The sequence below is a fragment of the Lysinibacillus sp. DFXJR4 genome, from assembly GCF_057196045.1.
Genome location: NZ_JBXUNW010000004.1, coordinates 152085 through 170034, shown reverse-complemented (window position 1 = coordinate 170034; position 17950 = coordinate 152085). Strand labels below are relative to the sequence as shown.

The window sequence follows — 17950 nt, the reverse complement described above, 5'->3', positions numbered from 1 at the left end:
CCTATGAAAGGAGTCGTGACACGTGCGCATGCCAGCATTGCCTAAAAAGAAGTCTCCTCCAAAGGAAGCACCTAGCTCATGGTGGAAAGTTGTTAAAGCGTATTTAGCCCGAGGGAAGTTTTACCGTTTACCTCCTCGGAATTAATAAAAGAGCATTTTAAAAAGTCGCCCAAATAGCGACTTTTTATTACGAATGGGAATTTTAGCTTTCTAAAAGAAACGCTTCTTTTGCTGGACCGATTAAATAGAGTTCATGCATTGCTCGTGTAAGTGCCACATATAATAGCTTTCTGTCAAGTTTTGTATCATAGAAAGGTGTATCGAATGCTGCGACGATGACTGCATCAAATTCAAGACCCTTTGCTAAATGGCTTGGCACTACAAGTAATAATTCCTGATCAATGGAATCGTTTTCTGTTAGCAGTTGGGCATTTATCTCGTGGTCAGTTAAAGCTTTCTGCATTTTGAGCGCCTCTATTGACGTTTTACAAATTAACGCAATGGATCGATGTCCTTTCGCACGTATTGATTCAAAAATTGATTTAATTTTCAGAGCATCGAATGCATTTGCTTGTATGAAGGTTGGCGCATTGCCATGACGAACTACAGGCTCCACAAGGGGTAGCTGTTCTTCCATTTGTGCTAAAACCTTATTTGCGACCTCCATGATTTCAATGGTTGTACGGTAACTTTTTTGAAGTGTCCTAAAGCTTGCACGAGGAAATAACTGTTGGACAGGCTCCCAGGCAGTTAGTGAACGATAACTATGAATACCCTGGGCTAAATCACCTACCATTGTAAACATATCTGTCTCAAGTCCAGATTTTAAAGCAGCAAGCTGGAATAAACTATAGTCCTGCACTTCATCAATAAAAACCACCCGCATTTTCCATTCATCTGAAATACCCTTTAGGCGAGCCTGTAAATAATACAATGCGGCTAAATCTTCAAGAACCCAATGTTCCTTTAGATGAGCCTGTAAAAACTGCTGTTGTTCAAGGTAATGCCACTCCGGTGCAAGCTCTGCTAAAAGCTCAGGTTTTGTAAGTAGAGTACGATATAGTGTTTTTATATTATGTTTAGAGAAACGACGCATATAAACAGTTGCAGTGGATTTAGCCTCTTTTTCGATGGCGGGTATTCGTTCATCACGCTCATCAATAAACTTTGTTACGACACGACGACGTTTGTCATCATCTCGAATTCCATTCAAAGCTTTGCCAAGTGCTTCATCATATTTCTTATGCAACATATTTAAGACGGCTTGCTTCTTTTGGCGTACATGGCTAGCTAAAATCTTTTTAATATGATCAAGCCGTTTTTCAATAGGCATATAAGAAAATTCATATAAGAATAGCTTCTTTAGATGGGAGGCGCGCATAATACAATATTTTTCGATGAATACATCCTCAAATTGCTCAGCAATTTCCTGCTCAAGCTTTTGAACATAACGCTCTATAACATCACGATAATAGAGTGAGCCCTTCATCTCAGGTATCCAAGCAGTGGACTGCTGTGATTCACCCGCGACAAGCCCTTCTAACTGCTCATTAGGGTTTTGAAGTTTTAGCTTAAGCTTAGTGGCAGCAAGGACATAATCCGAAAAGGTTGTTTGGCAAATTTTATCAACGCCAAGTTCTGGCAATACGTCACCAATATAATCGATAAATAGCTTATTTGGTGCTAATATCATGAGCTGTTCAGGGTTAAAATGCTCGCCCATAGTATAGAGGAAGTAAGAGATTCGATGGAGAGCTATCGTTGTTTTTCCGCTACCAGCAGCACCCTGTACGATAATAGGCTGACGAAGATGTGCTCGAATAATGTCATTCTGTTCTTTTTGAATGGTTGAGACGATTTCCGTTAAACGGACATCTGCCTTACCAGCTAATGCTTCTTGGAGTAATTCATCATTGGTCGTTAAATCAATATCCCGAATATCAAGCAATTCACCATTTTCGATTTTATATTGACGCTTGGCAAATAGGTGACCTTTATAGATTTCCCCTCGAACATCATACTCCATATCACCAAGTCGCCCATCGTAATAGACGTTAGCAACTGGTGAACGCCAATCTACAATAATTGGCTCGTGTGTCTCTCGATGGAATAATGAGGTTTTGCCGATATAAAGAAACTCCTCTGGATCACCAGTCTTTTGAAAATGGATTCTAGCAAAATATGGTTTCTTTTGAACAGCCTCTAAGCCTTCTTTCTGGTTTCGAGCCATTTCAAAAAATCGGGCGTTGGCAAGGATATTTAAATAACTCAAACTAGAGTCTAAGTAATCAAGATCTGCCATTGATTTCCGAATATTTTCCTGAGCAGATTGCAAATCTCTTCTCGATTCACTTAAAATTTGTTGCATATAATTTTTAGTGAAGGTCAGCCATTCCACCTCAGCCTGAAAATCTGGATGTTGTGCAGTCATTTTTAGCACCTCCTAAGTACTAACAATTTCAAAGTAGATTATCATACTACTATATATAATATTTACCATCAAGTGAAAGCGAAATAGGCTAATTATGTTACTATTAGATTTAGAAGCAAGAAAAATTGTTCGAATATACAATTGGAAATTTTATCACATTAAAAGGTATCAAAGGGGGTTATAGGTTTGGATATTTTCGCACATAGAGGCATTTCTGCACATTACCCTGAAAATACGGCTGCTGCATTTCGCGCAGCATCGAGGCTTCCTATTGCAGGTATCGAATTAGATGTACATGTAACAGCTGATGGCGAGCTAGTAGTCATTCATGATGAAACAATTGATCGGACATCCAATGGCTGTGGCTATGTAAAAGATTATACCTTACAGCAGTTGCGCGGATTTGATTTTGGTTCATGGTTTTCTGTGGAATTTGAAGGTGAAAGTATTCCAACTTTGAGTGAAATACTTGAACTATTTGCAGGTACAAATCATCGTATTAATATTGAGCTTAAGACAGATGTGATACCATATAACGGGATTGAAGCCCTTGTAATGAAGGTAGTCGCTGCACACCAAATGACAGAAAGAGTGATCATTTCCTCCTTTAATCATGAATCGATACAAATTATCTCACTGATGGCACCCTATATTGAAACCGCAGCTTTATTTGCTGAAGTTTTAGTTGATTTTAACGGCTATGCTGCTAAAATTCCAGCAAACGCAATCCATGTTAGCTTACCAGCAGCATATTGTAAATCTGTTGATAAGGCTTTGCAGGAAGGAGCACTTGTACGGGTGTATACAGTGAATGATGTCGTGCAAGCTGAGCATTTACAGGGACTTGGTATAGGAGCAATATTTACAGATGATCCAGAGAAGATTATGGCTGGGTTAAGTGGGCAGAAAAAGGCATGAATTGGGGAGAGGGCGCTGATATATGAATATCAGCGCTCTAAATCCTAGCATATTACCATTTCGCACGATGCTCTTCGATACAGCCAAGCATCTGCCGAATGACAAGTGTTTCTCCATTTTCTAGTAAGACCGAACCGTCGTAATAGCCGAACATTTGATGTACCTCAGATTTTACAAGTCCCGCATTTGTTGTAGAAACTCGCTCGAAAAATGGGGAGAACGTTAGTGAAACTTGATTGGAAAATTTAGTTTTGACTTTCCAACGTTGCATATAATCCTCTTGATCATAATGGAACAATAAATCTTCATGAATTTTAGTCATTTTACCATCGACGAAAACAGCATTCTCTGTCATGCCAGTTCCATCGGTCCATTTTCCGCCTAAATTTAGACCAATACGTCTACCTCGAACACGTTGCGAAGCCATTCCCCAATTCCAAGTAGCCTCACGAGGCCAAATTCCTCGACCATAATCTAAAACCGCAAAGTTTTCCTCTGGAGAAAATGTATAGCGGCGAGTACCGATTGTCACAACACCTGAAGTAGGAAGTGTATGATGCTTTCCTGTAAATTGAAAGGTTTTACGGTTCCAAGGGATGACTACATTTAAGGTTTCATCTGTAGGTGGATGCTGAATGATAAGCTTTGCACGTAAAAGATCTCCATCAAAGTTTGGGATTGAAACAGATAGATGCGTTTCATTTTGGATATAGGTCATATCAATCATCATTTCACTATTTTTGAATGTTACTGATTCTAGCACTTGAGTAGGCATTTTTAGCTTTCCGCCCAATGGTATCGTTATCGTTTTTTCAAAGTAGCGCTGAGTTTCATATTCAAGGAAATAGACGAAGCAGACCGCTGCGTAGTCTAGATGACTGATAGTCGCAGAGAATAATATTTCATCACCGTAGACACACCAATAGTTCCATTTCTTTTTGCGCATGATATGGCCACTTAAATTGCTGTTTATAAGAGGCTTTCGTGCAAATCCAATGGCAGCTGGATTTAAATTACCCTTTTTATCGCATAAAAGAGTGGTTTGTAAAATCTCCTTTTCAGCATGCTGCTTCACATTCAACATCCCTTCTGGTCATAAAATAAAAGTCTAAACTTCGTTACCCTTATTGTAGCAAAAACTATCTTAAAATTGGAAAAGATAGTGTTAAATCAGACCTCTTTCATCAATTATGCGAATAAGGACCTAATTAATAGAAATCCCACTGTTTACATATCATGAACATAAGGAGGGAAGGCGTGGCGAACATGTATAACAGGCAGGCTGCTGTACAGTACGCAAATTTATGGTGGAACAGACGAAATCCGGCATTTCCAAACTTTACGGTTGATTGTACGAATTATATATCCCAATGCTTACTTGCTGGTGGAGCGCCAATGCGAGGAGCACCGAGTAGGGATAGAGGCTGGTGGATTCAACAGGGCAATTGGAGCTTTAGCTGGTCTGTTGCACATTCCTTGAGATGGTATTTGGAAGGTTCAAAAACCGGACTGAAGGGAAGGAGGGTTCAATCCGCTGAAGAATTGGATCTTGGTGATGTGATTTTTTATGATTTCCAAGGGGATGGGAGAATTGACCACTCTGTTATTGTGACAAGTATTCAGAATGGTGTTCCTTATGTGAATGCTCATACTTCAGATAGTATTAATCGACCATATTTTTATGAGGATTCTACAGCCTATACACCAAGCATGGCTTATTATTTCTACCATATTGATGATAGTTTTGCTTAAAAAGATAGCTGTTTTAAAGCTCATCATTTTGTGATAATGTGGAAGATAGAAGAGATCCATTATAATACGATGTAATGTTATAGAAGGAGATAGTATACTATGAGCGAACAATTTTTGTCTGTTAGGGATGCCATTATTCAGCGTCGTTCCATTAAAAAATTTAATGGGCAGCCAGTAGATCGTGAAGACCTATTGGAAATTATTGATGATGCAGTATGGGCACCCAATCATGGGAATCGAGAGCCATGGCGTTTAGTTGTTGCATGTGGTAAGGAGTTATTTATGCTTCACGATTTATTGCGTGATTTAACGGTACCCAAATGGCAAGAGCTTTCTAATGAGGACTTAACAAAGCAAATGACAAAATTCACATTAGCAGGTGGCTATGCTTTTATCATCGTTCCAGAGGATGCTCGTCAAAAAGAGCGTTTAGAAGATTACGCTGCAGCGAGTATCTTTATTCAAAACATTCAATTGCTAGCATGGGATAGAGGGATTGGTTCTTGCTGGAAAACTCCTGCTTTCTTAGATCAACCAAAATTCCGAGAGGCTTTAAAAGTGCAGCCTGGTGAACGTGTCATTGCAATGCTGCAAGTTGGCTATTTTGATGAAGTTCCAAAAGGAAAAGAACGAAAAAAATCACAAGATATTGTCACGATTTTTGGCCAATAAAATCATAAAATCCCCTCGCTTATAGTGATGAGGGGATTTTGATTTTCTTAAAGTTATTTTTGTAATGCAGCCACTTCAAATAAATAATCGCTTAAAACGCGCAGTCCTTTATCGAAGTTTTCTAAATGGAAATGTTCATTTGGTGCATGGAAGTTTTCACTAGACAAACCAAAGCCCATTAATACGACTGGTAATTCTAAAATTTCATCAAAGGCAGCCACGATAGGGATTGATCCACCGCCACGTGTATAGGCAGTTGGGACTTTATAAACTTTTTCATATGATCGACCAGCAGCTTGGATGAATGGGTGGTCAAATGGTGTTAAGAATGGACGCCCTTTATCGAATTCAGAGATTGCCACTTCAACACCAGTTGGCTTATGTTTTTCAACATGCGCCTTTAACAGTGCTACAATTTCTTCGGGTTCTTGATTTGGTACAAGACGGCAAGTGATTTTAGCGCCAGCCTCTGCAGGAAGGACTGTTTTAATGCCCTCACCTGAGAACCCACCAAATACACCATTTACCTCTAATGTCGGACGTGCCCAAGTGCGCTCTAAATAGGAATAACCAGCCTCACCGAATAATTCCTTGACGCCAACCTCATCCTTCACTGACTCTTCATCGAAACCAAGCGCACGATATGCTTCACGTTCTTCTTCAGTTAATGGTAATACTTTATCATAGAAGCCTTCAACTTGAATTGTGCCATGCTCATCACGGAAGGATGCCAAAATTTCTGCTAATGCATGGATAGCATTTTGTACGCCCCCACCGTAAAGACCAGAATGCAAATCACCTTTAGCTCCACGAACATCAATTTGAATACCTGTTAAACCACGTAAACCATAGCATACTGCAGGCTTACCAGGACCATAAAGTCCAGTATCAGAAATTAAAATTAAGTCTGCCGCTAATTTTTCTTTATGCTCTTCTACAAAGGCAGGTAGATTAGGGCTTCCGATTTCTTCTTCGCCCTCATAAATAAATTTAACATTGACCGGTAAAGTCCCTGTAGTTGCAAATAATGCTTCAATCATTTTTAAGTGCATAAAGACTTGCCCTTTATCATCACTGGCACCACGAGCAAATAACTTATTATCACGAATTGTAGGATCAAACGGCTTACTATCCCATAAATTTAATGGGTCAACAGGCTGTACATCATAATGACCATAAAACAGAATAGTCGGTTTGCCTTCAGCATGAAGCCAATCAGCATAAACAACAGGGTGTCCGGCAGTTTGAGTGATGGAGATATTTTCAAGATTTAGTTTATCAAACGCATTAGCCAGCCATTGTGCGGCATTTTGAATATCTCCTTTATGCTCAGATAAAGAGCTAATACTAGGAATACATAAAAATTCCTTTAATTCATTCAAATGCTCCTCACGATGTTCTGCGAAGTAGGCATCTAATTGCTGTAAATTTGTCATCTAACATCCCTCTTTCTAATTATTTCGATAATAGAAATAGTATAGCATAATTTTTTTACAGGAATGATAATATTGGATTAGTAAAACGTGATAAAGTGGGAGGTACATCAGGTTTTTGCAATATCATTTACAGTATAGCGAACGTTCTCAAGAAAGCACACAGTCGGACCGGAGATTAATCCCTCGTTGTGCAGAAGAGCTCCACATATTAAAATTTGAATGTTTAAGAAGTACTTTTTGATCAAGCTTTATTTATAAGCTGAAGCGGGATATTTTATACTAAAGTAGCTGTTTAATAAGGTGGTAAATATTGATTTCATTAACAATTAAATTTCAGAAAGGGGTCACTTTTTATGTCTAAAATGGTTAATATGCTTTCTATATTATGGCTCCTCAAAACAAGGAAACAATTGACTGCTAAGGAGCTAGCGGAGGAATTAGAAATCAGTATTCGTACGGTGTATCGCTATATTGATGCATTGTGCGCAAGTGGAGTACCAATCATTGCAGATGCAGGACATAATGGTGGGTACAGTTTATTGAATGAGTTTACAAAGGTACCTTTATTTTTTAACCTAGATGAGCAGAAGGCGCTTGTTCATGCTGCAAAATTTGCAATAGATGCAGGGTATCCCTTTAGTGAAACGTTAGATGAAGCCATTTCTAAGTTAAAAATGTATACAAACGAGGAACAATTAAATCATATCAATCGCCATTTAAGGGGATTTGAAGTCATCCATCCTACTATTGAATCGTCTTTAAAATCAATTCTTCAAGAATTAGAAATTGCTGTTGCAGAAAGTTATCGATTAGTTATTGTTTATCACAAAGAAAGGGGAATTGAACCACAATCACGCCACATTGATCCTTATGGTCTTGTTTATTGGAAAGGGAAGTGGTATACGGTTGCTTACTGCCATCTACGTGAAGAAATTCGAAGTTTTCGAATCGACCGTATTCAGTCATTATCCAGAACAGATAAAAAATTTGACCGGCCTTTGGAATTTTCAGCACGTTCTTTCTTTTTAAAAGGCCTTTTACCTGATTCGAACCAACACGAAAAACTTATTCCAGTCCGTATCAAAGGCAATGCACATGCACTTGATGATTTATGCCAGCATTGGTTATTTAATCATGCTTTGATAGAGCGGAAAAACGACCAAGCTCTGTTTAAGGTTGATAAAGAGTCTATTCATAGCTTTGTACCTCACTACCTTCTCTCCTATGGTAAATCTATTACCATATTAGAGCCAACTTTATTACAAGAAAAATTGGCAACGATCAGCTTTGAATTATTCAATCATTATCAAAATACTTCACTTCACTGACCGTACTTGTCAGTGAAGTTTTATTATCATGTACATGTTCAGAATTAATTTTTTAGGAGGCATATAAATTTATGAAGGATTTGAAATATCAATTTTATATTGCAGGTACGCCAGAGGAAGTTTGGAAGACACTTATCTCTCCTGAGGGTACAAAACAAATTTATTATGGGTCCATCATTAAATCTACGTTTCAAGTGGGTGATCTCTTGGAGTATGTTGGTCCTGGAGTAGATGGGGATGAGACGGTGCATGTCTACGGAAAAGTATTAGAATATGAACCAAATCAGTTACTCCGATTTACTCATTATCCTGGAAAGTCTTATGTAAAAGATAATGATGCATTTGAATCAAGAATTTCTTATATTTTAGAACCAAGTGGCTCATGCACGAAATTGACACTTATTCATGACCAATGGAAAGAAGGCGATTCCACTTATAAGAACAGTGACAAGGCTTGGTGGATGATTTTAAGTAATACAAAGACTTTGGTAGAAACAGGAAGCACTCTAGACTTTGGTGAAGGTTCATAGTTGTCACAAATAAGTTAACAGAAAGGGAGTAGTAGAGCATACCCCTTCATTAATTTCCTTGGTGCACAATTTTAGAAAATTAGGTATGTAAAACTATAACTTAAAGCTACTAGAGAATAATCCACTTTGATTTTCAAAATGGATTATTCTTAAATTTTGTACTTTGCTTTGCAACCTAAGCATTTATTTATGAAGGATATACTGGATCCGTAACACATATTAATGTTTTAAAGTAAACTTCACACTTAAAATTTTACATATTAGGCTCTTTCTCAGAAAGCTCTTGAAGAAGCATTTTAATATTTTCAACTAAAGATGCTGGGGCTTTTTTTATTGATCCTGTATCAAATGGTGGCTGTGGATCATATTCCAAAATTAATTGAACTCCTTTACTAAGATCCTCTCCAAATTCCCAGGCAACTAATTGAAGAGCCATATCAATACCTGAAGAGATTCCTGCTGCAGTTACTATTTTGCTCTGACGAACAACTCTTTCTTCTGTTGGAATTGCACCAAGTGATTGAAGGATGTCAAAAGAGCCCCAATGACTAGTTGCCTTAACATCATTTAGTAACCCAGCTGCACCTAAAATCAGAGAACCATTACATACAGATGTTGTCCATTTAGAAGTCTCGTGCATTTTACGAATCCAGTTTAATGTTTCTTCGTCATTCATTGGATTTTTGTAGTTAGGTGGGCTACAGCCAGGAACGACAAGAATATCAGCAGATGTAATTTCCGAAAAACTATAATCTGCATGTAAATAACCCATTTTAGAGTCAAGCTTTATAATTCCTTTTTCTTTAGCAACAAATTTCACATTACATTGCTGTGTACCCGCAAATACCTCATAAGGTCCAATGGCATCTAATGCTGTAATTCCATCGTATAGCATAATTGTAACTTCCATCATTTATCTCTCCTTAAAGATTAATTCAGACCGGACCGTCCGGTCTGAATTAATCTTATATGTTCTTACTAATATTATCAATCTTATAATTGTTACATTTCCGTGAAGAATAAAAAAGAACCAAAAGGAATTGAGTTTTAGACCTCTTGATTCTTAATTGAGTAGGTTTGTAGGAGTATTTTTATATGTCGGATACTATGAAGCATATGTTCATTATTTAAAGATAAACGACTTGCCATTATAGCACCCTCTAAAGTAGAAAATAAAAAAGAGGCTAAAGAATATGAATCTATATCTTGGCAAAATTCCTGTGAGCTAATTCCTTCCTCAATAATAGATTGTATAAAAAGTAATGTTTGTTTATGGGCTTTTGCAGCCAACTCATGAAGTTCTTGGAAGCCATCATCACTTTCAATAGCCGTATTAAGAAGGGGGCATCCACCATCTACCGGGGGATTATAAACAGCGTCTTGATATATTTCAAACATAGCTATTAATTTATCTGTCGCCGAAGTTTTAAATTGCGTTGCTTTAAAATAATGCTCCCATATAATTTCCATAGAATAATTAAAAGAAGCAATAGCAATTTCATTTTTGTTTTCAAAACGTCTATATATGGCTCCCTTTGGTAATCCAGTTGCATTCATAATATCTTGTATAGAAGTTAGATTGTAGCCTTGTTTATTAAACAATTTAAGTGAGGTTTGGATAATCAAATCGCGAGTTATGTCTTCCTTCATTATTCATTGCCCTCCATTACACACTGATAATTAAACAGTATAGCATAATGTTATCGGAGAATCTGATACTTCAACATAATAGAAATAAAATAAGGCCAGATTCCTGATAAGATTCCAGAGTCAGACCCTGTGTTTAATTAATGTGCTGTTTACCTAGTTCTTTTTTAGAGCTTCCATTGTTTATGAAGCGTAATCTACCAGATGTAACAGGATGGATGGAGTTTACTCGTAACGAGAAATGTAGTAGTTTAATGTCAAGCTAAAAGCAAGGAATCGTACGCAGATTATTGTCGCTACTTTTCGCTTGGGGCTGTTAAATTAGTTAGAGGTTCTCACGTAGATATAAGCAGTTGTGAAATGGCTAAATCCACGTGAGTGTGTTTTCCTGTACTTGCTAACTTAATTCAAATTTAAGGCTTTTCGTATTATTTTTCCTTTTAATTTAGATTGAATATTGTTTTTTTCAATGACTAAACTATTTAAATCTATAGGAGCATGTGTTAATAGCTCATATCCATCATTTGTTATTAAGATTGTATCTGAATGCCTATAGCCACCTTTTCCCTCGATATAAATGCCAGGTTCAATGGTAATAATCATATTTTCTCGTAAAATTTCAGTGCTTCCCTCAGCAATAAATGGACCCTCGTGGTTACTTAAACCTATCCCATGTCCTGTTCTATGAAGCATATTTTTTTTCAATCCATAACGATCAAAATATTTTCTGGCTTCTGAGTCTATATCTGAAGTTCTAACGCCTGGCTTCACTATTTTTAATGATTGCTCCCTGGCTTGCACCATATGGTGAAATAGTTCTTGTTCATCCTTTGAGGGCTGGGCTAGAAAAAAAGTGCGCTCGCATTCTGAGGCATAGCCATTTATTCGAAAGTAAGCCATGGAGACCTGGGGACCTTCACCTAATTTATCAGTTATTGATGGGATACTATGTGGCATTGAACTTAATGGAGCTGGCCACACAATTGAGGTAAGTGAAGTAGTAATCGGATCAAATTGTTGTGAACGAATTAATTGCTTTTGCACACCATTGGAAATGGAGAAGGATTCGACAACTCCCGCCACTTTATAAGAGGTCTCTAGTATTTTCTCAATTGCCATATCAGATTGTTTTGCACTAAATCTTATTTTTTCTAGTTCGTAGATACTTTTGACTTGACGCTGTTCTGCAACCAGATGTCCTGCCCATAGATTTTTTGTATCGATATTTAAATAGATTTCTGCTTTAACATTCATCTCAATACCTGTATGATGATAATTTTTTAGTAGCCGTTGCAAAATATCGAACCAATTGCTTCCGTTGGGTGAGGGATAATCCCAATAGGCAACGATTTCACAATCTAGCAGTCCTTTATAAACATGCGCTTCCTCTAATTTAGGAACTAGTAAGACAGGCTTTCTATCTAATGAAATAATAATGAAAAATGGGCGTTCTTCAGGCTTAAAGGTGATGTTTGTAAAATACCAAATATCTTCCTCAGCTGTGATAATGTATGAATCTAAAGAGTGTTTTTCCATTGTATTTTGTAATCGTTTAATGCGCATCATTAATTCTTTTGCTAACACTAAAATTACCTCCCTAAAAACTTCAACGTGATTTTCCTTGATTGTAAATAATTTAAACCATTCTGAGAAATACATAGAATAGATTGTTTTAATACTTATAGGGTATTACGATATGGGGGAGGAGGCATGATAGTGGAGCTTAGACATATAAGGTATTTTATTGTACTTGCAGAAGAATTAAATTTTAGTCGTGCAGCAGAACGTTTACATATCTCTCAACCACCTCTTAGTAGACAAATTAAGGAATTGGAGGAGGAGATAGGTGCACGCTTGTTTCATCGAACAAAACGATATGTTGCCTTAACGAACGCAGGGGAAGTATTTCTGAAAAAAGCCTATCAAATACTTGATCAGGTCGATCAAGCCTGTACTGCAGCTAGAGCAATGGAAAGTAAAGAAGAATTGGTAATTGGCTTTACTGGTACAGCTCAGGATATTGTGCCAGCCATTCATACGTATACTGATTTATATCCTTCTGTTTCGATTGTATTACAGCAAATGACAACAGCTGAGCAGATAAAAGCATTACATGAAAAGAAAATAGATATCGGATTAGTTACTTCACCAATTCATAATGAAGAAATAAAAACTGAATTTTTAAAACGATGTCCTTTTATGCTGGTTATGCCTAAATCTCACCCTTTAGCTTTTAAACCCTCACTATATATGCATGAATTAGAACAAGAATCATTTATTATGACCACTAGATCTGCTGGTGCATTGTATTATGATAGGTTTATTGAAATTTTTCAAAATGCAGGATTTAAGCCGAATATTACGATACATGCTCATGATCTTCATACTGTTGTGACGTTGGTTTCTGCTGGTTTGGGCATTACCTTAACACCATCAACTATCCAACCATATAGTGAAGTGATTTCCAAAAAAGTGGAGGATCTTACACTCTCAATCGAAATATTTGTTGCATGGAGACAACAAAATCAAGCCGTTGCACTAAAAAAATTCCTCTCATTTTTAACAAAGTATATTGTAATGTAGAGGCACAATTCATAAATGAAACTGCTCATGTGCTATTAAGGTACGGCAGTTTCATTTTATTTCTAAAAAATAACAGAAAAATAAAAATACTGATTTACACGAATACTATTGAAAATAAAGTAAAAAATAGGGAGGAATGGCATGATAAAACGGTTATTTAGGGATAAGAAATATAGTAGTAAAACAATTTTTACGAATATTACAAGTGATAGTATCTAAGCTTACATGATTGTAATGAAATTGAAAGCCAATACGATAGAGTGTAATACATTATTTTGCGAGAATGTGTATAGAAGCAAGAACAAGAAGCGGAGGAATACACAATGAATGAAAAATTAGAAGGCGTATATGAGGAATTTAATCGTTACATATACCATTTATGTTTAAAACTTACTCGCAATAATGTAGAAGCTGAAGATTTAATGCAAGAAGTTTGGGTAAAGGTTGTTCGTTATGAGGATAGCGTGGCCGAGGTGGAACATATTAAAGCTTGGCTGACAACAATCACGATGAATACATTTAGAGATCGCTACCGCAAAAAAGTACGACGTAGTAAATACATGATGAACCAACCTGAAACATTAGACGTTCCGATTTTAGATTTGGTTCCCAACAATGATATTTCAACTGAAGAAAAAATTGAAAAAGATATCGTTACAAAATTAGTACAGGATAAAATGGAGCAATTAGATGCAATCTATCGAAAAACGTTATGGTATTTCTACATAGACCAATATTCACTTGCTGAAATCTCTACGATTATGAAAGTTTCCATTGGAACTGTAAAATCTCGTTTATTCCGTGCTAAAGCTCGTTTAAAAGAAATGCTAATGTCTGATGTATCAATTGTAGAAGCTGTGCTGCCAGCATAATAGTATGAATTGGCCGCAAAGCGCAATTACTTAGACGGAAGTATTCGAACGGCTAAATTAAAAAGGGATGCATTGCAAAAATGATTTTGCGATGCATCCTTTTTATATTTTATAAATTTGATAAAGGTCATTCCTGTCGATTTGGATCAAACTCAAGTAAGCATTTAGCAAAAATATCACGTAGCGTTTGAACCTCCTCAGCTGAGAGCATACCGAACATATTGTTGATAATTTCACTTACTTGTTGGCGGGATTCCTTTAAAATATTTTCGCCTTCCGTAGTAATCACTAATTGTGAGGCTCGTCTATCTGTAGCGTGCTGTGTTTTTTCAATAAAGCCAGCATTAATTAGCTTACTTGTTAAAACAGTGACACCACCTGTCGTCACTTTTAAGCGATCAGCAATGGCAGAAGGGCGTTTTGGACCCTCCTGCGATAAATAGTCTAAAATTAAAATATGGGATTTTGAAAAGCCGAGTACATTATGATTATTCCACTCGTTCGCCCACTTACGCTCAATGGAAAATACAACTTCAAACAACGAGGTAATGGCTTTCTGTTTTTCTTGATCCATATAGGTCATCTCCAAAACTGTTTTAACTTTCTTGTGCCAATCTTGTCATCGCATTTAATTCGTAAGCACGTACTTTACGTGGAATAAAACGACGGATGTCCATTTCATTGTATCCAACTTGAATACGTTTTTCATCAATTATGATTGGGCTACGTAGCATTCTTGGATGAGCTTGGATAATAGCAAATAGCTCTTGAATTGAAAGTTGATCAATATCAATATTTAAATTTTTAAAATCATTTGAGTTTGTTGCAATAATTTCGTCTGTTCCATCTTCTGTCATACTTAAAATTTCTTTGAACTCTGCAAGTGTCAGTGGATGTGAAGTGATACGTTTTTCTTTATATTCAATATTGTGATCTTTTAACCATTTAAGTGCTTTTCTGGATGAAGAACAGCTCGCTTGTGAGTAAATTGTAACTGTCATTCTTCATTCCTCGCTTTCTTTTTTAGATTATATTTTATAAATATCTTATTAGTAAGTTAAATAGGTTATACATATATCTTACTAGTAAGCTATATATAAATCAATAGTTAATTAAAAAAACTTCATAGAAAAATGCTATTTTTTCAACTATATTAAAGTATACGCAGAAAAGAACGAAAAGTTTCGTAAATTCAGCTTACAATGATGTAAGTTTATCCAATACACATATATGAAGATTATAGAATGTAGAAAGTAAATCTAATAGATAGCACGATAGTCTGATTTAAAGGAAGTGCTATAGTTGCTATTCCACTGATTATATTATGATGAAATATTGGCGTTTATGCATAAAAAATATATCAATTTGGATTTTTGGGATATTGAGACGTTGTGGTAATAGGGAAATGCTCAGGTAGGCAGAGTAACCGCTCGGGTAGCCGAAGAAAGCGCTCAGGTAAGCGGAAGATTAGCTCGGGTGAGGGAGAAAGTCGCTCAGGTGAATAGGGGAACCGCTGGGTAGCTGAAGAAATTGCTCAGGTAAGCGTAAGATTTGCTCAGGTGGGGGAGAAAGTCGCTCAGGTAGCCGAAGAGACTGCTCAGGTAAGCGGAAGATTAGCTCGGGTGAGAGTAAGTCGCTCAGGTAGGCAGAGTAACCGCTCGGGTAGCCGAAGAAAGCGCTCAGGTAAGCGTAAGATTTGCTCAGGTGGGGGAATAAGTCGCTCAGGTAGGCAGAGAAACTGCTCGGGTAGCCGAAGAAAGCGCTCAGGTCAGCCGCTCAACAACTTCTCAATCAAATAAAAGAGGCAGTCCCAAGTGATAGGTACATCACACTGGAATTGCCCCAATTTAAATTAGCTTTGTTGTCCTGAAGTAAACCAATCTTGGACGTTCCATACTTTAGTTGCGAGACCTTCATAAAAATCAGGTTCATGGCTAACGAGTACGATTGTCCCTTTAAAGTCTTTCATGGCACGTTTTAATTCGTCTTTTGCATCAACATCTAAGTGGTTTGTTGGTTCGTCAAATACTAGCCAGTTTGCTTCTTCCATCATTAGCTTACATAAGCGTACTTTGGCTTGCTCACCACCAGATAAAGAGTTCAGTGGGCGTGTAATATGCTCCGTTTTTAGTCCAGCGCGTGCTAATGCTGCTCGCACCTGGGCTTGCTCCATTGAAGGGAAGGCATTCCAAACATCATCGATTGGCGTAATTTTATCAGCCTTTACCTCCTGTTCAAAGTAGGAAGGATAAAGGTAATCCCCACGAACTACCTTTCCATTAAGTGGATTGATTTTACCAAGCATTGTTTTTAACAATGTAGATTTCCCTACACCATTCATCCCGACAAGCGCGATTTTTTCACCGCGCTCAATATTGAAAGTTAGTGGGGGAAGTAATGGCTTTTCCTTGTCATAGCCAATCACTAGGTTTTCAGCCTCCACCACATAGCGACTTGAGGAACGTGCCTCTTTAAAGCCGAATTCAGGTTTTACTGCAGTTTCAGGACGATCAATACGTTCTAAACGATCGAGCTGTTTTGCACGAGATTTTGCACGACCTGTCGTTGAATAGCGTGCTTTATTTTTTGCAATGAAATCCTCTTGTTTTTTAATGAACTCTTGCTGCTTTTCATAAGCCTCAATATGCTGACGTTTATTAATTTCAGCAAGCTCTAGAAATTTTTCGTAGGTTGCTGTATAGCGAGTTAATTTTGAAAATTCTAACTGGAAAATTACATCAACTGTTTCATTCATAAACTCAGTATCGTGCGAAATTAATAAGAATGCATGTGGATAATTCTTTAAATAGATTTTCAACCATGAAATATGCTCTTCATCCAAATAGTTCGTCGGCTCGTCTAATAATAAAACTTTGGGTTTTTCTAATAAAAGCTTTGCTAGTAAAACCTTTGTACGTTGTCCACCAGAAAGAGCCGCCACATCACGCTCTAATCCGATGGCGTCAAGACCTAGGCCTCGTGCAACCTCTTCAATTTTCATATCAAGCGTATAAAAATCACCTGCGTCAAGAGCATCCTGTACCTCAGCCATTTGCTCTAATAACACTTCTAATTCTTCCGGTGTTGCGTCAGCCATTTTTCCTGTAATGTCATTTAGTTCTTCTTCTTTTTTATATAAAGGAAGAAAGGCATCACGTAATACATCGCGCATAGTACGTCCAGCCGTCAGAACAGTATGCTGATCTAAATAACCATAATGGGTTCCTGGTAGCCATTCTACCTTGCCAGTATCGTGAATTGTTTGGCCCGTAATGATACCCATTAATGTAGACTTACCAACACCGTTTGCTCCTACAAGTCCAATATGATCCCCTTCTACTAAGCGAAAGGATACATCCTTAAAGAGAGTACGGTCACCGAATGAATGACCTAAATTTTCAACTGTTAATATTGCCATATATGTTCCTCCAACTATTTATCCTGTTTATCTCTTAAAGTTCTGCTAATTGTTTATTTAACTCTGCAAGTTTTACTTCCATATTCGCAAGGCGTTGCTCTGCTTTTGCCACCTGATCATTATGACCAGTGGATTCAAGCTTTTCAATGTCACCCTGTAAATTTATATAGTCCATTTTTAGCTCTTTAATTTGGTATTCAATATCGCTTTTTGTTGGCATGATGATTGCTCCTTTTTCATATTTGTATTGCGAATGCGTATAAAAGCGATGGAGGCTTTTCCCATCCCCCACCGCTTATTCGTTAAAATCAATTGGGTACGTATCATGTTTGACATCACAAATGCTATACTAGCACAAAAGTG

Annotated in this window: 17 protein-coding genes; 7 read left to right on the top strand and 10 right to left on the bottom strand. The window is 37.2% G+C overall.

The annotated features are described in order from the left end of the window. Positions 1-202 precede the first annotated feature (202 nt). Positions 203-2431, bottom strand: a complete 2229-nt coding sequence (gene helD / locus AC2CGN_RS12210; protein ID WP_484514071.1) for an RNA polymerase recycling motor HelD — start codon at positions 2429-2431, stop codon at positions 203-205. 186 nt (positions 2432-2617) lie between these two features. On the opposite strand from helD, the gene AC2CGN_RS12205 reads away from it, so the two are divergent. Next, the gene (locus AC2CGN_RS12205; protein WP_484514069.1) at positions 2618-3349 is read left to right on the top strand and encodes a glycerophosphodiester phosphodiesterase; all 732 of its coding nucleotides are present in this window, start codon (positions 2618-2620) and stop codon (positions 3347-3349) included. A gap of 52 nt (positions 3350-3401) precedes the next feature. Here the strand turns inward: AC2CGN_RS12205 and AC2CGN_RS12200 are convergent, their stop codons facing one another. Continuing rightward, complete coding sequence (locus AC2CGN_RS12200; RefSeq protein WP_429980140.1) at positions 3402-4424, bottom strand: DUF2804 domain-containing protein; 1023 nt, start codon at positions 4422-4424, stop codon at positions 3402-3404. A gap of 182 nt (positions 4425-4606) precedes the next feature. Here AC2CGN_RS12200 and AC2CGN_RS12195 point away from each other — a divergent pair, with 182 nt between their 5' ends. Beyond that, positions 4607-5101 (top strand): amidase domain-containing protein, encoded by a 495-nt coding sequence (locus AC2CGN_RS12195; RefSeq protein WP_286924098.1) that lies wholly within the window; start codon positions 4607-4609, stop codon positions 5099-5101. 99 nt (positions 5102-5200) lie between these two features. Then, on the top strand, positions 5201-5773 hold the full coding sequence (locus tag AC2CGN_RS12190) for a nitroreductase family protein (protein ID WP_484514066.1): 573 nt from the start codon (positions 5201-5203) through the stop codon (positions 5771-5773). A gap of 53 nt (positions 5774-5826) precedes the next feature. Here AC2CGN_RS12190 and AC2CGN_RS12185 read toward each other — a convergent pair whose 3' ends face one another. Then, entirely contained in the window at positions 5827-7209 is a 1383-nt protein-coding gene (locus AC2CGN_RS12185; RefSeq protein ID WP_429988533.1) for a dipeptidase, read from the bottom strand. Between the two features lie 353 nt (positions 7210-7562). On the opposite strand from AC2CGN_RS12185, the gene AC2CGN_RS12180 reads away from it, so the two are divergent. After that, positions 7563-8537, top strand: coding sequence for a helix-turn-helix transcriptional regulator (locus AC2CGN_RS12180; RefSeq protein WP_484514064.1), 975 nt, complete (start codon positions 7563-7565; stop codon positions 8535-8537). A gap of 71 nt (positions 8538-8608) precedes the next feature. Continuing rightward, complete coding sequence (locus AC2CGN_RS12175) at positions 8609-9067, top strand: SRPBCC domain-containing protein (RefSeq protein WP_429988535.1); 459 nt, start codon at positions 8609-8611, stop codon at positions 9065-9067. A 253-nt stretch (positions 9068-9320) separates the two neighbouring features. Here AC2CGN_RS12175 and AC2CGN_RS12170 read toward each other — a convergent pair whose 3' ends face one another. The 3 genes from AC2CGN_RS12170 to AC2CGN_RS12160 form a co-directional block, all read right to left on the bottom strand. Beyond that, complete coding sequence (locus AC2CGN_RS12170; RefSeq protein WP_484514061.1) at positions 9321-9977, bottom strand: DJ-1/PfpI family protein; 657 nt, start codon at positions 9975-9977, stop codon at positions 9321-9323. 137 nt (positions 9978-10114) lie between these two features. Continuing rightward, positions 10115-10720, bottom strand: a complete 606-nt coding sequence (locus AC2CGN_RS12165) for a TetR/AcrR family transcriptional regulator (RefSeq protein ID WP_484514165.1) — start codon at positions 10718-10720, stop codon at positions 10115-10117. Positions 10721-11116: 396 nt separating this feature from the next. After that, on the bottom strand, positions 11117-12298 hold the full coding sequence (locus AC2CGN_RS12160) for a M24 family metallopeptidase (RefSeq protein WP_484514059.1): 1182 nt from the start codon (positions 12296-12298) through the stop codon (positions 11117-11119). A gap of 132 nt (positions 12299-12430) precedes the next feature. Here AC2CGN_RS12160 and AC2CGN_RS12155 point away from each other — a divergent pair, with 132 nt between their 5' ends. Together AC2CGN_RS12155 and AC2CGN_RS12150 are read left to right on the top strand one after the other, a co-directional pair. Then, positions 12431-13297, top strand: a complete 867-nt coding sequence (locus tag AC2CGN_RS12155; protein ID WP_484514057.1) for a LysR substrate-binding domain-containing protein — start codon at positions 12431-12433, stop codon at positions 13295-13297. A gap of 323 nt (positions 13298-13620) precedes the next feature. Further along, complete coding sequence (locus AC2CGN_RS12150; RefSeq protein ID WP_283870618.1) at positions 13621-14169, top strand: RNA polymerase sigma factor; 549 nt, start codon at positions 13621-13623, stop codon at positions 14167-14169. Between the two features lie 127 nt (positions 14170-14296). On the opposite strand, the gene AC2CGN_RS12145 is transcribed toward AC2CGN_RS12150, so the two are convergent. The 4 genes from AC2CGN_RS12145 to AC2CGN_RS12130 form a co-directional block, all read right to left on the bottom strand. Beyond that, the gene (locus AC2CGN_RS12145; protein ID WP_054772073.1) at positions 14297-14743 is read right to left on the bottom strand and encodes a MarR family winged helix-turn-helix transcriptional regulator; all 447 of its coding nucleotides are present in this window, start codon (positions 14741-14743) and stop codon (positions 14297-14299) included. A 22-nt stretch (positions 14744-14765) separates the two neighbouring features. Next, on the bottom strand, positions 14766-15170 hold the full coding sequence (spx, locus tag AC2CGN_RS12140; protein WP_004225558.1) for a transcriptional regulator Spx: 405 nt from the start codon (positions 15168-15170) through the stop codon (positions 14766-14768). A gap of 851 nt (positions 15171-16021) precedes the next feature. Further along, positions 16022-17587, bottom strand: coding sequence for an ABC-F family ATP-binding cassette domain-containing protein (locus AC2CGN_RS12135; RefSeq protein ID WP_484514054.1), 1566 nt, complete (start codon positions 17585-17587; stop codon positions 16022-16024). Between the two features lie 34 nt (positions 17588-17621). Beyond that, entirely contained in the window at positions 17622-17807 is a 186-nt protein-coding gene (locus AC2CGN_RS12130) for an SE1832 family protein (RefSeq protein WP_429980149.1), read from the bottom strand. Positions 17808-17950 lie beyond the last annotated feature (143 nt).

Bases quoted from the DNA above. Each gene is read 5' to 3' on its own strand.
- AC2CGN_RS12150 (WP_283870618.1), top strand. From the start codon at position 13,621: ATGAATGAAAAATTAGAAGGCGTATATGAGGAATTTAATCGTTACATA.
- AC2CGN_RS12175 (WP_429988535.1), top strand. From the start codon at position 8,609: ATGAAGGATTTGAAATATCAATTTTATATTGCAGGTACGCCAGAGGAA.
- AC2CGN_RS12135 (WP_484514054.1), bottom strand. From the start codon at position 17,587: ATGGCAATATTAACAGTTGAAAATTTAGGTCATTCATTCGGTGACCGT.
- AC2CGN_RS12190 (WP_484514066.1), top strand. From the start codon at position 5,201: ATGAGCGAACAATTTTTGTCTGTTAGGGATGCCATTATTCAGCGTCGT.
- AC2CGN_RS12130 (WP_429980149.1), bottom strand. From the start codon at position 17,807: ATGCCAACAAAAAGCGATATTGAATACCAAATTAAAGAGCTAAAAATG.
- spx (WP_004225558.1), bottom strand. From the start codon at position 15,170: ATGACAGTTACAATTTACTCACAAGCGAGCTGTTCTTCATCCAGAAAA.
- AC2CGN_RS12180 (WP_484514064.1), top strand. From the start codon at position 7,563: ATGTCTAAAATGGTTAATATGCTTTCTATATTATGGCTCCTCAAAACA.
- AC2CGN_RS12170 (WP_484514061.1), bottom strand. From the start codon at position 9,977: ATGGAAGTTACAATTATGCTATACGATGGAATTACAGCATTAGATGCC.
- AC2CGN_RS12185 (WP_429988533.1), bottom strand. From the start codon at position 7,209: ATGACAAATTTACAGCAATTAGATGCCTACTTCGCAGAACATCGTGAG.
- AC2CGN_RS12145 (WP_054772073.1), bottom strand. From the start codon at position 14,743: ATGGATCAAGAAAAACAGAAAGCCATTACCTCGTTGTTTGAAGTTGTA.
- helD (WP_484514071.1), bottom strand. From the start codon at position 2,431: ATGACTGCACAACATCCAGATTTTCAGGCTGAGGTGGAATGGCTGACC.